The sequence below is a fragment of the Pseudomonas orientalis genome, from assembly GCF_022807995.1.
Taxonomy (GTDB): Bacteria; Pseudomonadota; Gammaproteobacteria; order Pseudomonadales; family Pseudomonadaceae; genus Aquipseudomonas; species Aquipseudomonas orientalis_B.
Map to the genome: position 1 here is coordinate 1,491,685 of NZ_CP094351.1, position 15,139 is coordinate 1,506,823.

The window sequence follows — 15,139 nt, forward strand, 5'->3', positions numbered from 1 at the left end:
GGGCATGGCTTGTTTTCATGATCAAGCCGTGAGCCCAAAATGGCCGGGCAGGGCGTCAGCGGATGGGCCTGACGGTAGAAGGTGAGTTAGCGCGCACCGGGGCCGATTCCTTGGTAGGTGGAGCATCTTTATTACCATCCGCGCTGAGTGCGTGGAGCGGATTGCGCATCGCAAGGCCCTGCATCACGCCGATGATGTCGTTGAAAGGTACTGCCGCGCTGAGCAGGTAGCCTTGAATGTAGTCGCATCCATAGGTGTGCAAAAGCTCGAATTGCGCTTGGGTTTCTACACCCTCGGTGACCACCTGCAAGTGCAGCGTGTGCGCCATGCCGATGACGGCCTGGACAATTTCGCTGTCCGCCGTGGATTTGGGAACGTCCTGGATAAACGAGCGGTCGATCTTCAACGTGTTAAGCGGCAGCCGCTTGAGGTAGGCCAGCGATGAATAGCCGGTGCCGAAATCATCGATCGCCAGGGACACACCCAAGGCGCGGATTTGCCGCAACAAGGCCAGGGTGCTGCTGATATTGCCCATTAATGCGTTTTCGGTGACTTCCAACTCGAGACGATTGGCGGCAATGCCGGCAAAGCCCAGCGCGGCCTCGATTTCATCGGCCAGCTCATCGCGGGCCAGGTTCAGGGCCGAGCAGTTCACAGCCATGGTCAACCCGGTGTAGCCACGATCAGACAGCAGGCTCAGGTCGTGACAGGCCTGGCGCAATACCCAGTGATCCAGTTCGGCAATCAGCCCGTTACTTTCCGCAATCCCGATAAACCGGTCCGGTGCCAGCAGCCCGTGTTGCGGATGCTGCCAGCGCACCAGCGCTTCCAGGCGTGTGACCTTGCCTAGCTTCATGTCGAAGATCGGCTGATAGAACAGCACCAGCTCGTTACGCGTGCGCAGGGCGGCGCGCAGTTCTTCCTCCAGTTGCAGCTCCAGGAAGGCGCGGGTTTTGAGGTTGGAACTGAAGAAGTGCAGGCTGTTGCGCCCGGCGTCCTTGGACTGGTAAAGCGCCAGGTCGGCGGTTTTGAGCAGTTCTTCACAAGTCTGGCCATCGTCGGGAAACAGGCTGATTCCGATGCTGGTGGTCATGACCATGCGCCGGCCTGCCAACTCGATGGGTTCTTTCATTTTTTGCATGATGCGCTGGGCCATGTGCCGGGCTTCGTCGCGATGATGGATATTGATCAAAATGCAGAACTCATCGCCGCCAAAACGCGCGACCACGTCGGCATGGCTGCGCACCGAGCTCTTGATATGGCTGGCCAGCACGGTGAGCAATTGATCACCTGCATCGTGCCCAAGGCTGTCGTTGATACGCTTGAAATGGTCGATATCGAGGAAGATCACCGCCATCATTCCGTTTGTCGCGGTTTTTTCCACGACTTTTTCCGCGAAGATCTGGTTGAAGCCGCGCCGATTGAGCAAGCTGGTCAGCGCATCGTAGTGGGCCACCTGCTGCAACGAGGCGCGGGCCTGGTCCAGTTCGCTGAGCAGCGCGTTGACCCGGCGCAGGTCACGTTCCTTGTGCTGCAGTTTTTTGTCCGCCAGGGCAGCGCTGATGCTGCTGCCGATAACCAGCAAGGTAATCACTGCCACCGACAGGCCCAGTTGCATAGGGTTGTTATCCACCGGCAATGCCAGGTTCACGCCGTTGGGTACCAGCATTTGCATGGCGGCCATGCCGGTGAAGTGCATGATCAGGATGCCGGCGCCGAGCACCAGGCTGGCGGCATACTTGAGCAATTGATGAAATACGCCGGTACCGTTACGCAGATAGCTCGACAGCAATAACGCCGCCAGGCTCGCGCCGATGGCAATCGCCACCGACGCCATGAACAGCGCGGAGTCGAAGTACACCTGGGCCTGGGAGCGCATGGCCGACATGCCGACGTAGTGCATCAGGGCGATACCCACACCCATCCACACCGATGCCAGCAAGTACTGGTGAAACCGCAGGCGCGCATGACTGAGGGTTTGCATGGCGAACAGCGAAGCGATCAACGCGATGACCAGCGAGACGAAGGTCATGATCAATTCGTAATGAATGGCAATGGGCGCCTGGAAGGCCAGCATGCTGATGAAGTGGGTCGACCAGATGCCACCCGCCAGGCAGCCTGCGCCCAACCAACGCCAGTTGCGGCGGGCTTTGGGATCTTCCGCGTGGCCCACGCGTTCGGCCATGTCCAGCGTGCCGAAGCCCGCCGCGCAGGCGACCAGGTACGCCAGTAGCACCAGAAAGGGGTTATGACTGCAATTGAGTAATAAGTGCCCGTTGTCTGGAAGGTCGGTGAAAAAATGCAGCCCCAGCCATTCCATAGCATGTCCCGTCATAGCGTCGCGTCACAGCCTGAGGCGATGACCTATGACATCGAGTATAGAAGCCTCGCGGGATTTGCCATGAATAATGGCACTTTGATTCAACTCTTTTTGCATTTCGCCCATAGCGTTTGATGCTAAGCGCTGATGGGCAGGCGCAGCTCGAAAGGTCGCTCCTGAAGAGGGGCCAGGCCGAAGGCAGCGCGGGCGGCATCGCAGTCGACGTTTTGCACGCCCTGGCTCCACGAGGCGTCGAACTCGCGGCAGGGGCTTGAGCGCTGTTCATAAATCGAACAGCGCGTGCCTTTACCTACCTCTCCCTCGAGGCTGCAGCAGCGTGCAGGCTTCTGGTCGGTTCCGATCATTGCCACGCGGGTGGGGTTGATCTGCACCACCAGGTCATCGGGCACCGTACCGCCCGACGAAGCGCATTCGCCCCAGAAGAAAGACACGCGAAAGTGTGAACAGCAGGCACCGCAATTCAGACACGGACTGGCTTCGGACATGGGCGTCATCGATAGGAGTGGGTAAGGGGGGACAGCGGGAAGGCTCGCCATTCTATCTGGGCCATGGCCGTTGGGAAGGGGGGCGCATGGATATATTTTTCGTAGGGAAAGTCCCGTAGTTTCGGGGATATCACGCCCTATCAGCTTTACGAATCATTACAGACAAGCGCCGCCAGCCTGACTATGTTGCAGCTACTGAGCAGGATGCAGTGGGCATCGCGGCTCTCATAACAATAAAGAGACGGACCCATGCAGAACTCGACCCAAGCGGCGAATGCCTGGCGCATTCTGTTCCTGCTGTTCCTCGCCAACCTGTTCAATTTCTTCGACCGCACCATTCCCGCGATCATCATCGAGCCGATCCGCATGGAGTGGCATCTGAGCGACTTCCAGCTCGGCATCATCGGTACTTCCTTCACCATCGTCTATGCCATCGCCGGGCTGCCGTTGGGGCGCCTGGCCGACACGGGTTCGCGCAGCAAATTGATGGGCTGGGGCCTGTTTGCCTGGAGCGGGCTGACGGCGATCAATGGCCTGGTTGGCAGTTTCTGGAGCTTTCTGCTGGTGCGCATGGGCATCGGCATCGGGGAAGCCAGCTATGCCCCCGCCGCCAATTCATTGATCGGCGATCTGTTCCCCGCCCACCGCCGTGCACGCGCCATGGGCATCTTCATGCTCGGCCTGCCGTTGGGCTTGTTGCTGGCATTCTTCACCATTGGCGCGATGGTCAAGGCATTCGACAGCTGGCGTGCGCCGTTCTTTATTGCCGCGGTGCCGGGGCTGATCCTCGCGGTGTTCATGTTCTACATCAAGGAGCCCAAACGCGGCGCGGCGGAATCGGTGCAAGTGTCCCAGGAGCGCGTCGACCGCCCGATCCGCCGGGTCCTGGCGGTGCCGACCTTCCTGTGGCTGGTGCTGGCCGGGCTGTGCTTCAACTTCGCCACCTACGCGTGCAACTCATTCCTGGTGCCGATGCTGCAACGTTACTTCCTGATGCCTTTGCAGGAGGCGGCCGTGGCCACCGGTGTGATCGTCGGCCTGACCGGTCTGGTGGGCCTGACCCTGGGTGGCTGGATTGCCGACAAGATCCATCAACGGGTCGCCAATGGCCGGCTGCTGTTCGCCGCGTGCAGCCTGATCATCTCCACGGTCACCACCGCCTGGGCCTTGCATGCCGGGCGTATCGAGATCGGCGTGTTCGTCTTGCTGTTCAGCGTGGGCTGGTTGTTTGCGTACAACTTCTATACTTGCGTGTACACGGCGATCCAGGACGTGGTTGAACCGCGCCTGCGGGCCACGGCGATGGCGTTGTTCTTCGCCGGCCTGTATCTGCTGGGTGGGGGGATGGGGCCAATCGTGGTGGGCGGACTGTCTGATCACTTTGCGCATGCGGCGATGTACGCGGCGGGGGCGCAGCAGATGACCGAGGCTTATAAGGCGGTGGGGTTGCATGACGCCATGTATCTGATCCCGGTGGCGTTGTTTCTCACTATGCTGTTTCTGTTTCAGGCGTCCCGCAGTTTTGTGCGTGATGCCAAGCGGATGAAGGAGGGGTTGATTGCGGTGGAGGTGCCGGCTGCTGCGGCGACAGCTTGAGACCGAGGTGAGTCTATCGGGGCACCCTCCACATTTTGATTTGTGAACACTGTGGGAGGGGGCTTGCCCCCGATGGCGGCCTCAGGAATGACCAGGATGTTGGATCAGATCGAGTACATATCCGTTTCTGCGGTCACGGCTGCTATGGGTTCCGCTTTTACAGCGGCTCACTTTTGAAAAGCGCAAAAGTAAGCAAAACGCTTTTGCCCCACCACTCGGCACCTCGCCCAGGCTCGGTGTGCCCGAACGCAGGCTTGAATCCGTGGGCCGCCGCAATGGGCCATCCATGGCCCAGTGCGGCTAACCCGGCGTCCTGCCGGGTTGCCCACGGATTCAAGCCTGCGTTCGGCCAGCGTGGTTTAACGGGGCGCCTAAAATCAAAAGCAGATCAAGATCAAGATCAAGAGCGACTCGCTTCGCATCGTGGTTAGCGGTTTTTTAACGGTGGGCGCTACAAAGTTGTGTAGATACCTATGCCCCGATGAGGCCCTGAAGGCACATAAAAAAGGCCCGCATTGTGTGCGGGCCTTTCTTTTTCAGCAGGCAGTGATCAGCCCGCCACCAGCACTCGAATCGCTTCGAGGCGCAACGCGGCCTTGTCGAGCATGGCCAGGCCTTGCTCACGCTGGTTGCGCAGGGCGACCAACTCGCTGTCGCGTACGGTCGGGTTGACCGCTTGCAGCGCGGTCAAACGTGCCAGCTCTTCGTCGGTGTCTGCCGCCAGGCGACGCTTGGCCTCGGCCACGCGTTCGGCGTGACGCGGGGCGATCTTTTCTTCGCCGGCGTTGATGCGCGGCGTCAACTGGTCGCGCTGGGCCTGTACGAATTTGTTGGCGCTGGCGCGCGGCACGCTTTCCAACTGGTCGTTCAAGGTCACGAACGACACGCGGCCGGACAGGTCATTGCCGTTGGCATCCAGCAGGCAGCGCAAGGCCGCCGGCGGCAGGTAGCGACCCAGTTGCAGCGAGCGCGGGGCAACCACTTCGCTGACATACAGCAGTTCCAGCAGGACGGTACCCGGCTTGAGCGCCTTGTTCTTGATCAGCGCCACGGCGGTGTTGCCCATGGAACCGGACAGCACCAGGTCCATGCCGCCTTGCACCATCGGATGCTCCCAGGTGATGAATTGCATGTCTTCACGCGACAGCGCCTGGTTGCGGTCGTAGGTGATGGTCACGCCTTCGTCGTCGCCCAGGGGAAAGCTGGCGTCGAGCATCTTCTCGCTGGGCTTGAGGATCAGCGCGTTTTCCGAATGGTCCTCGCTGTCGATGCCGAAGGCGTCGAACAGGGTTTCCATGTAGATCGGCAGGGCGAACTGATCGTCCTGCTCGAGGATGTCCTCGACCAGCGCATCGCCTTCACCGGCACCGCCGGAGTTGAGTTCCAGGAGACGGTCGCGACCGGTGTGCAGTTCCTGCTCCAGGCGCTCGCGCTCGGCACGGGCCTCGTCGATCAGGGCCTGCCACTCGCCGTCGTCGGCGTTCTCCAGCAGCGGCAGCAGGCGCGGGCCGAACTGATGCTGCAAGGCGTTGCCGGTCGGGCAGGTGTTGAGGAAGGCGTTGAGCGCTTCGTGGTACCACTGGAACAGGCGCTCTTGCGGGCTGGTTTCCAGGTACGGCACGTGCAGTTCGATCACGTGTTTCTGGCCGATCCGGTCCAGACGGCCGATGCGCTGTTCCAGCAGGTCCGGGTGGGACGGCAGGTCGAACAGCACCAGGTGGTGGGAGAATTGGAAGTTGCGGCCTTCACTGCCGATTTCCGAGCAGATCAGCACCTGGGCGCCAAATTCTTCATCGGCGAAGTACGCTGCGGCGCGGTCGCGTTCGAGGATGTTCATGCCCTCGTGGAACACCGTGGCCGGAATGCCGGAACGTACGCGCAGCGCGTCTTCCAGGTCCATGGCGGTTTCGGCGTGGGCGCAGATCACCAGGACCTTGGTGCGCTTGAGCATTTTCAGCTGGTCGATCAGCCACTCGACACGCGGGTCGAAGCGCCACCAGCGGTGCTCTTCCTCGATGTCCGGTTGCGCCTGGAAGCTGACTTCCGGGTACAGCTCGGCGTGTTCGCCCAGCGGCAGCTCCATATATTCGTCCGGGTTCGGCAGCGGGTAGGCGTGCAGCTTGCGCTCGGGGAAACCCTGCACGGCGGCGCGGGTGTTGCGAAACAGCACGCGGCCGGTGCCGTGGCGGTCGAGCAGTTCACGCACCAGGCGTGCGCTGGCTTCGGTATCGCCATCGTTGACGGCGGTGAGCAGGGCTTCACCTTCGTTGCCGAGGAAACCCTGGATGGTCTTGTGCGCGGCAGGCGACAAGCGACCCTTGTCCAGCAGCTCCTGCACGGCTTCGGCCACCGGGCGATAGTTCTCGCTCTCGGCGCGGAAGGCGTGCAGGTCGTGGAAGCGGTTCGGGTCGAGCAGGCGCAGGCGCGCGAAGTGGCTGTCCTGGCCGAGTTGTTCCGGGGTGGCGGTGAGCAGCAGCACGCCTGGAATCACTTCGGCCAGTTGCTCGACCAGCGAGTACTCGGCGCTGGCCTTGTCTTCATGCCACACCAGGTGGTGAGCTTCGTCGACCACCAGCAGGTCCCAACCGGCGGCGAACAGCGCGTCCTGGGCCTTCTCGTCGTCCACCAGCCATTCCAGGGCGACCAGCGCCAACTGTGTGTCTTCGAACGGGTTGGTGGCATCGCTTTCGATAAAGCGTTCTTCGTCGAACAATGCGACCTGCAGGTTGAAGCGGCGGCGCATTTCCACCAGCCACTGGTGCTGCAGGTTTTCCGGCACCAGGATCAGCACGCGGCTGGCGCGGCCCGAGAGCAACTGGCGATGGATCACCAGGCCCGCTTCGATGGTCTTGCCCAGGCCCACTTCGTCGGCCAGCAATACCCGCGGCGCGATACGGTCGGCGACTTCACGGGCGATGTGCAGTTGGTGGGCAATCGGTTGCGCACGCACGCCGCCCAGGCCCCACAGCGAGGACTGCAATTGGCGGCTGGTGTGTTCCAGGGTGTGGTAGCGCAGCGAGAACCAGGCCAGCGGGTCGATCTGCCCGGCGAACAGGCGGTCGCTGGCCAGGCGGAACTGGATGAAGTTGGACAGTTGGGTTTCCGGCAGGGTGACCTGCTCGTTCTGCCCATTGAGGCCGTGGTAGACCAGCAGGCCGTCGACGTCATCGACTTCCTGTACGGTCATTTTCCAGCCTTCGAAATGGGTGATGCTGTCGCCCGGCGAAAACCTCACGCGGGTGAGGGGCGCATTCCGTAGCGCATACTGGCGAGTGTCGCCAGTGGCCGGATAGAGCACGGTCAACAAGCGGCCGTCCTGTGCCAGAACGGTGCCTAACCCCAGCTCTGCTTCGCTGTCACTAATCCAGCGTTGCCCCGGTTGATACTGCTGCGCCATGCTGCCTGACTCCCGCCGTGAAAAAGCCGACTATCTTAACGGAACACGGCCCCACGCCCAAGGACTCTGACGAAAACTACTGGGTCGGTGCACGCGCCCGCCGGCTAAATCGACGGGTGGCGGGCACTCACAACTGTCGACTGGGTCACAGCTTGGCAAGCCAGCGCTCAAGTCGCCCTGTGGCGCGCCGACAGCCTGATGACCAGGAGAATCAAGATTATGTTGCCACCCATGCTGCCCGTCAGTGTCGTGCCGGTCACGTCGCAACTCGATCCGGTGCGCCAGAAGCCGGATATCCCGCCCGTCGTGCCGGTTCAAGCGGGCTCCAACGAGAGCACCATCGACCTGAAAAAGGGCGATGCGGAGCAGTCGACCTTTCTGCTGCGCGAAGAACAACGCCGCCAGCAAGAGCAGCAAAAACGTCAGCGTGAAGCCGATGACGACCCTGAGCAGCACCTGCCGATCCCCGGGGATCTGCTCAACGCCGACAACACCGTTCCCGTCGCACCGTTGATTGAAGACGCGCCACGCCAGGGCTTGTGGGTAGACATCGAGGTTTAGTCGCGCAGTGCTCGCAAGGCCCCCAGCAGTAACTCGCAGTCCCGGTCGTCGTTGAGTGGACTGACGGAGATTCGCGCAATGCTGTCCAGCCCGCGCGCCTGCATGTCCAATGGGGTGTAGGCCACACCGTTGGCGCCGATGTTGATGCGCTGCAAGCCGAGGCGCTGCTTGAGTTCGAAGGCGTCCCAACCGGTCAGGTTGAAGGCGATCAGTCCGGACTGCAGCGTGCCCAAGTCATGCAAGCAAATCCCCGGGATCTGGCGCAGCCCTTCGCGGATTTGCGCGCTGGTGCGCGAGACGCCTTCCCATACCTGCTCGACCCCCAGTTGGTTGATCTCCTGCAAGGCATTGCCGAGTCCGGCCAGCAAGGCAAAGGACGCTTCGCTGGTTTCGAAGCGCCGCGCGTCGTTGCGCAAATCGAAACCTGCGGCGGTCCAGGGCGCTGAAAATACATCGCGCTGGGCAGGATTCAGGCGCTGCAAAAACGCCGGTCTTACATACAACAGTGCCGTGCCCCGTGGCCCGCGCAGGTGCTTGCGGCCGGCGCACTTGAGCACATCGCAGTGCAGCGCCTGGACATCCACAGGCACCTGGCCGAGCGCCTGGCCAGCGTCGATAAAGTAGGGAATGGCGTGACGCCGCGCCACTTCGCCGATGGCCTGGGCAGGGTTGATCAGGCCACCGTTGGCCGGTAGCCAGGTGAGGTTGATCAACTTCACGTCGGCGTCGATCATCGCCTCCAGCGCCACCGGGCACACCGCGCCGGCCGCGTCACAGGGGATGACGTCGATTCGAGCACCAGCTTGCACGGCCATTGCCATGCTCGCCAGGTTACCGCCCCATTCATGCCGGCCCACCAGGATGCGGTCACCTGGCTGCCACGGGCCCAGCGCCTGGAACGCCAGGTTCCAGGCCGTCGAGCCACTGCTGGCGAAGGCAATCGAGGACGCGGGCGCATTGAGCAATTGCGCGGCGGCGTGACGGGCCTGCTCCACCAGCACGGCGCCATGCTCGCCAGCTTCCATCGGACCGTCCTGGGCTTCGCGTTGCAGTTGGGCGACGATGGCGTCGAGGGTGGCCTGGCTGGGCAGAGAAGCGCCGGCATGATTGAAATGCACGATGCCGGTCCGGCAGCCGGGCGTGACCGCTCGCAGTTGTCGGATGGCCAGCGGGGTCAGGGTTGCAACTCGACAATGGCGTCGACTTCCACGGCCACGCCCGCCGGCAAACTGCTCACGCCGACGGCGGTGCGCACATGCTGGCCTTTGTCACCAAGGGCGTTGACCAACAGGTTCGATGCGCCATTGGCGACCACGCTCTGGCGCTGGAAATCGGCAGTGCAGGCGATGAACACTCCCAGCCTCACGATGCGCACCACGCGCGACAGGTCATCGCCCAGGGCATCGCTCAGTTGCCCGAGCAGGCCCAGCGCCGCGAGTTCCGCCGCCTGCGCGCCTTGTTGATCATCCAGCGTGTCGCCGACGCGACCGACGTAGGCGGGCGTGCCATCGAGCAGGGGAATTTGCCCGGAAATGAAGAGTTGGTTGCCGCTGGCGACATGGTTGATGTAGTTGGCCGCCGGCTGGCTGGCAGTTGGCAGTGTCAGGCCAAGGGCGTGAACGCGTTGACGGATGGAGTCGCTCATGATGCAACCTCTTGAGGGGTGAGGTTCCAGCATGTTGACTGCACCGGTCGCCGACAAACGGATAGATCTCAACCGACGCATCGAAAAAAATCATGCGTCGGCGCAGGTTTCCTGCAGCCACTGAATGAAACATGCCGCCGCTTCGCTCGGCGGACTGTGGGGTGTGATCAGCCAGTAGCCGATCTCACTGTGGTACGGCGGCCAGTCGAACGCCTCCACCAGGCTGCCGTCGCGAAGCTTGCGCTGAATCAGGCGATGGCGGCCCATGGCGATTCCCTGGCCGGCCACGGTGGCTTCGACCACGATGTTGTAGTCATGCAGCATCACGCGAGGGTGGCGCTCGAGGTCGACCTGATAATGCTGCGACCAGTCCGTCCACTCGAACGGGCGGTGTGAGGTGGCCATCAACAACGGGCTATCCTGCGATTGGCCGGCCTTGAAGGCCGGGCTGCATACCGGTGACAGGGTTTCGGTCATCAGTCGCGTGGCGTGCACGTCGGGCCAGTCGCCCTTGCCGTAACGGATGGCCAGGTCCACCTCGGCACCGGCGACGTTGGCCAATTGAATGGCGGGCAGCAATTCAACCTGGATATGCGGGTAGCGATTGAGAAACCCGGCCAGACGCGGCGCCAGCCACAGCGTGGCGAAAGACGCCAGCAAGCCGACGCGCAACAGGCTGGGGCCGGGTACTTTTTTTTGGTGGCGGGTGGCGCTTGCAATGGCATCCAGGGCCGGGCGGATTTCGTTGTAGTAATGCTGGCCGTCCACCGTCAGATCTATCGCACGTGTGCGCCGGATAAACAGCGGTTTGCCCAAGTGTTGCTCAAGTTTTTGCACGTGGTGGCTCAGGGCGCTCTGGGTTACCGACAACTCATTTGCCGCCTTGATAAAGCTCAAGTGCCGTGCCACAGCCTCAAAGGCGCGCAGGGCCAGCAACGGAGGAAGGTCCTTGTGCAGTGCCACCGGGTTGCGTCTCCTGGGAGGAAGGAAAGGGCCGATTCTGGTCGATACCCTGCATTTTGTCGCCCGCTGATTTGCCGTCGGGCGCGGGAGACCGCATTATTGGGCACTCCCGCCATAACGTAAGCCAAGCCATGAGTGACGACGACAAGCTGATCGACCTGAATGCCGAACGCGCCAAGCGCGTGCATGACCTCAATGACAAACGCCTGAACGAAGTGCGCCAGGCGTTTGAACAGGCGATGCCTTTGGGTAAAGCCAAGAAGAAGTCGAAGACAAGCCGAAAAAACGTTGAATCAACTTGCCTTGATTGATCCAGGTCAGTTATTGCCCTTCTTTACGCCCCGTCGCGGGCGACATTGATCCCCGTCAATTTTCCACTTCGCCTTCTCGATTAACTTAGCCCTATCGCAACAGGGCAAGTGCAGGAGGCCGGTCATGTTTATCGATAATGTGGTATTTGCCGGAGTGCTGACCGTGAGCCTCATGGTGCTGTTTTTTGCAGGGTTTGGATTTTTCATCTGGAAAGACGCAAACAAGCGTAAAAAACCCTAGGTTTTTCCGGATTACAGAGCACGCAAGGCATTTTGGGCGACTTCGGTCGCCCTTTTTTTTGGCTGATTGTTGGTCGATCGTTCATAGCGTGGGAATGATCATCAGGCAATAAAAAAGGTGCGATTCCCGCGAATCGCACCTTTTTCATTGCAGGCGGCTAATCAGCTGCCCAGCGCCCAGGACGCCAGCCAGAACAACCCGGCCGAGAGGCCCACGGTCGCCGGCAAGGTCAACACCCAAGCCATCAGGATGGTCTTGACCGTACCGCCTTGCAGGCCGCTTTTGTTAGCGACCATGGTGCCGGCCACGCCGGAAGACAACACGTGGGTGGTGGACACCGGCAGGGCGAAGATATTGGCAAAGCCGATCATGGTGGCGGTGGTGATCTGTGCCGACATGCCTTGGGCATAGGTCATGCCTTGCTTGCCGATCTTCTCACCGATGGTCAGCACCACACGTTTCCAGCCAACCATGGTGCCCAGGCCCAGGGCCAGTGCGACCGCGAGAATCACCCAGAACGGCGCGTACTCGGTCGTGGCGGTCAGGTCCTTGCGCAGCTTGTCGAGGTCGGACTTTTCACGCGCATCCAGGCCGGGCAGCTTGCCGACTTTCTTGGCGGTATCGTCCAGGCAGAGCAGGTAACGACGGACTTCAATACGCTGGTCGGCACTCAAGGCGTGGTAATCGGAAACGCCTTTGAGCGTGTCAACCAGCGCGTTGATCGTCGGCTCGGTCTGCTGCGGGTTGCATTGGAACTTGCCCGGCAGATCGTCTTTCACGCTTTTGCCCAGGGCCAGGAACTCACCGAGGGTGGCATTGTTGCGCTGGTAGAACTGGCTCAAATGCACGGTGGCGTCGCGGGTCCGTTCGATCTGGTAGGTGGTACTGCCCAGGTCGAGTACGAACTGCGCCGGCACGATACCGATCAGTACGAGCATGATCAGGCCGATACCTTTTTGCCCATCGTTGGAACCGTGCACGAAGCTTACGGCCATCGCTGAAATCACCAGCACCAGGCGGTTCCAGAATGGCGGGTGCTTCTTGTCGTCAAGCTTGCGGCGCTGGTCCGGGGTCTTGTGCATCTTCGACAGCGGGCGCCACCACTTCAGGCCGATCAGCACCAGGGCTGCGACCAGGAAACCGGCCATCGGCGAGAACACCAGGGACGCACCGATATCAATCGCTTTCTGCCAGTTCACACCGTCAGCCAAGGGAATATCGTTGATCAGGGCGTTGGCCAGGCCCACACCGAGGATCGAGCCGATCAGCGTGTGGGAACTGGAGGCGGGGATACCGAAGTACCAGGTGCCCAGGTTCCAGGTGATCGCCGCCGCCAACAATGAGAAGACCATCGCCAGACCATGGCCGGTGTTCACATTGATCAGCAACTCCACCGGCAGCAGATGCACGATGGCGTAGGCGACACCCACACCACCGAGCAACACGCCGAGGAAGTTGAAAACCCCGGAGAAGAACACAGCCAGGTGCGGCGGCATGGCTTTGGTATAGATGACTGTGGCCACCGCGTTAGCGGTGTCATGAAAGCCATTGATGAACTCGAAGGCGAGGACAAAGGCCAGGGCGAGCAACAGGCTCACTAGAACCCAAGCATCCAGTCCGCTGAATAAATCGATCATGAAGGTTTTCTGACCCGGTCGTAAGGGGGCGCGATTATGCCAGAAAACCTCAGTAATCGATGCATTAGCTGCTCATCGGTAACAATCTACCTTGAAAAAAATCGGGCCGCGCGGGTACATCCCAGGGTTTTCGGGGCTTTGGCAAGTGGTTGATTTATAAAGCCAGGGTGCAAAAAGACACGGTTTCGACACGAAAATGTCATGTGTGAAACATTTGTATGAAATTTCGTCGGTAGCAGTAAGGCACCGACCAGTGGCTTTGAAAGGTATCGCCCTCCGCCGGTGTTGACCGGCGCAAACAGCAGGCGCCTGGAGACTCACCCAACGCCCTAAGGCTCTTCAGCTTTGAGTTCTTGTTCGATCTTCTGGATTTCCTGGGCAAATGCCTGGTCCAGCAGGCTGGCACGCTTGCGCCATGGCTTACGTTCCGGCTCAGGCTGGGCGGCGTAGGTAGTGATTTCCCCGCCGTAAACGTCCTTGTAACGTTGCTCCTGGCGCTCAAGTTCCGCGCGCAGTTCATCTTTCGTCACAGTGTTACCTAATTGAGTTGAGTTTGATAAGGGTACGACGTCATGCCAAAAGACAGCCTCGGAGTATACCCACTTGAACAGATGCTCAAGTTACAGGTAAGGACTCGGAAGCGCTTTTTCAATCCGATACTTTAATTGATCATAGCGCGCGGCATGTGGCGCTGGGCGAGCTCTGATCCCAATAGGTGAATGGGCTGACCTCTGCACAGGCTGCATTATAGCGACGCATTTGAATAACGCTATCGGCATAAAGTTAAAAGCCTCAACTGCATGTACGAGTTTTGTTACATCACCCCGTAAGTCCTGGTTGCACATAGCTGCCCTGAACAACTGTTTTTACCGTGCCGGGCACTGCGGCAGGCCTGGTCGCCGAGAATTGCGATAATCGAATGATCGTCCGATAATCGCCCAATCTTGCCGCCCTTGCCTTGTACATCGCTAACCGTGCCGCTAGTAATAGCAACCAGCCCTTTTGTGGTTGAAAACAAGAAAAGGATCCCTGCATGAACGATCAATTGCGCAATTCCTTCGCGTCAGTGGCGCCGCCGATCGTGGCATCACCCGCCAAGCGCATCCAGGCCTTCACGGGCGATCCGGACTTCATGACCTCCCTGGCCCGTGGCCTGGCGGTGGTGCAAGCGTTCCAGGAGCGCAAGCGCCACCTGACCATCGCCCAGATCAGCCATCGCACCGAAATCCCGCGCGCCGCCGTGCGCCGATGCCTGCACACCTTGATCAAGCTCGGTTACGCCACCACCGATGGGCGTACCTACTCGTTGCTGCCCAAGGTACTCACCCTCGGGCATGCTTATTTATCGTCGACCCCCTTGGCCGTATCGGCCCAGCCTTATCTGGACCGCATGAGCGAACAGCTTCACGAAGCCTGCAACATGGCGACCCTCGAAGGCGACGACATTCTTTACATTGCCCGTTCGGCCACCACTCAGCGCCTGATTTCCGTCGACCTTTCCGTGGGCGGACGGTTACCGGCTTACTGCACCTCCATGGGCCGCATCCTGCTGGCTGCCCTGGATGACGCCTCGTTGCAGGATTACCTCGACCACGCGGACCTGCAAACCAAGACCAGTCGCACCTTGACCACGCCCCAAGCCTTGTTCGAGTGCCTGCAGCAAGTGCGTCAGCAGGGCTGGTGCATCGTCGATCAGGAACTGGAGCAGGGCCTGCGTTCAATCGCCGTGCCGGTATATGACGCGTCCGGCCAGGTATTGGCCGCACTCAATGTCAGCACCCATGCCGGGCGGGTCAGCCGCAGCGAGTTGGAGCAGCGCTTCCTGCCGAGCATGCTCAGCGCCAGTCGCGAGTTGAGTACGCAACTGTTTGCCTGAGTGTTCGGTGACCGCACAGATCCCGACTTGACCGATTGACGCTGTTTCGCCTGGCTTATTAATGTGCGGCAGCGCCTCAGGGCGCG

At 60.7% G+C, this 15,139-nt stretch carries 13 protein-coding genes; 5 read left to right on the forward strand and 8 right to left on the reverse strand.

The window, feature by feature from the left end:
* Nucleotides 1-55: 55 nt before the first annotated feature.
* Nucleotides 56-2,320 (reverse strand): putative bifunctional diguanylate cyclase/phosphodiesterase, encoded by a 2,265-nt coding sequence (locus MRY17_RS06505; RefSeq protein ID WP_181283418.1) that lies wholly within the window; start codon nt 2,318-2,320, stop codon nt 56-58.
* A 137-nt stretch (nt 2,321-2,457) separates the two neighbouring features.
* On the reverse strand, nt 2,458-2,826 hold the full coding sequence (locus tag MRY17_RS06510; protein ID WP_181283419.1) for a YkgJ family cysteine cluster protein: 369 nt from the start codon (nt 2,824-2,826) through the stop codon (nt 2,458-2,460).
* A 249-nt stretch (nt 2,827-3,075) separates the two neighbouring features.
* Here MRY17_RS06510 and MRY17_RS06515 point away from each other — a divergent pair, with 249 nt between their 5' ends.
* Nucleotides 3,076-4,422, forward strand: a complete 1,347-nt coding sequence (locus tag MRY17_RS06515) for a spinster family MFS transporter (protein WP_181283420.1) — start codon at nt 3,076-3,078, stop codon at nt 4,420-4,422.
* Between the two features lie 550 nt (nt 4,423-4,972).
* On the opposite strand, the gene rapA is transcribed toward MRY17_RS06515, so the two are convergent.
* Nucleotides 4,973-7,819: an RNA polymerase-associated protein RapA gene (gene rapA / locus MRY17_RS06520; protein WP_065886151.1), complete on the reverse strand. Its 2,847-nt coding sequence runs from the start codon at nt 7,817-7,819 to the stop codon at nt 4,973-4,975.
* Nucleotides 7,820-8,038: 219 nt separating this feature from the next.
* Here rapA and MRY17_RS06525 point away from each other — a divergent pair, with 219 nt between their 5' ends.
* On the forward strand, nt 8,039-8,380 hold the full coding sequence (locus tag MRY17_RS06525) for an aspartate-semialdehyde dehydrogenase (RefSeq protein WP_191951484.1): 342 nt from the start codon (nt 8,039-8,041) through the stop codon (nt 8,378-8,380).
* On the opposite strand, the gene MRY17_RS06530 is transcribed toward MRY17_RS06525, so the two are convergent.
* The 3 genes from MRY17_RS06530 to MRY17_RS06540 all read right to left on the reverse strand — a co-directional run bounded on the left by MRY17_RS06530 (nt 8,377) and on the right by MRY17_RS06540 (nt 10,988).
* On the reverse strand, nt 8,377-9,558 hold the full coding sequence (locus tag MRY17_RS06530; RefSeq protein WP_243353920.1) for an aminotransferase class V-fold PLP-dependent enzyme: 1,182 nt from the start codon (nt 9,556-9,558) through the stop codon (nt 8,377-8,379). The two genes, MRY17_RS06525 and MRY17_RS06530, sit on opposite strands and share 4 nt — an antisense overlap.
* Entirely contained in the window at nt 9,555-10,025 is a 471-nt protein-coding gene (locus tag MRY17_RS06535; protein ID WP_191955285.1) for a RidA family protein, read from the reverse strand. The genes MRY17_RS06530 and MRY17_RS06535 overlap by 4 nt, the downstream gene beginning before the upstream one ends.
* A 90-nt stretch (nt 10,026-10,115) precedes the next feature.
* Nucleotides 10,116-10,988 (reverse strand): LysR substrate-binding domain-containing protein, encoded by an 873-nt coding sequence (locus tag MRY17_RS06540; RefSeq protein WP_124431809.1) that lies wholly within the window; start codon nt 10,986-10,988, stop codon nt 10,116-10,118.
* Nucleotides 10,989-11,119: 131 nt separating this feature from the next.
* On the opposite strand from MRY17_RS06540, the gene MRY17_RS06545 reads away from it, so the two are divergent.
* Nucleotides 11,120-11,299: a hypothetical protein gene (locus MRY17_RS06545; RefSeq protein WP_243353458.1), complete on the forward strand. Its 180-nt coding sequence runs from the start codon at nt 11,120-11,122 to the stop codon at nt 11,297-11,299.
* A gap of 124 nt (nt 11,300-11,423) precedes the next feature.
* A complete protein-coding gene (gene ccoM, locus MRY17_RS26385) occupies nt 11,424-11,540 on the forward strand; it encodes a cytochrome c oxidase subunit CcoM (protein WP_057723137.1) in 117 nt (38 codons plus the stop codon).
* Nucleotides 11,541-11,701: 161 nt separating this feature from the next.
* Here ccoM and MRY17_RS06550 read toward each other — a convergent pair whose 3' ends face one another.
* Nucleotides 11,702-13,177: an inorganic phosphate transporter gene (locus MRY17_RS06550; RefSeq protein ID WP_057723136.1), complete on the reverse strand. Its 1,476-nt coding sequence runs from the start codon at nt 13,175-13,177 to the stop codon at nt 11,702-11,704.
* Between the two features lie 329 nt (nt 13,178-13,506).
* Nucleotides 13,507-13,707, reverse strand: coding sequence for a hypothetical protein (locus MRY17_RS06555; RefSeq protein ID WP_181285158.1), 201 nt, complete (start codon nt 13,705-13,707; stop codon nt 13,507-13,509).
* 503 nt (nt 13,708-14,210) lie between these two features.
* Between MRY17_RS06555 and pcaR the strand changes: the two genes are divergently transcribed.
* Nucleotides 14,211-15,053, forward strand: a complete 843-nt coding sequence (gene pcaR / locus MRY17_RS06560) for a pca regulon transcriptional regulator PcaR (RefSeq protein WP_181285159.1) — start codon at nt 14,211-14,213, stop codon at nt 15,051-15,053.
* The last annotated feature ends 86 nt before the right edge of the window (nt 15,054-15,139 follow it).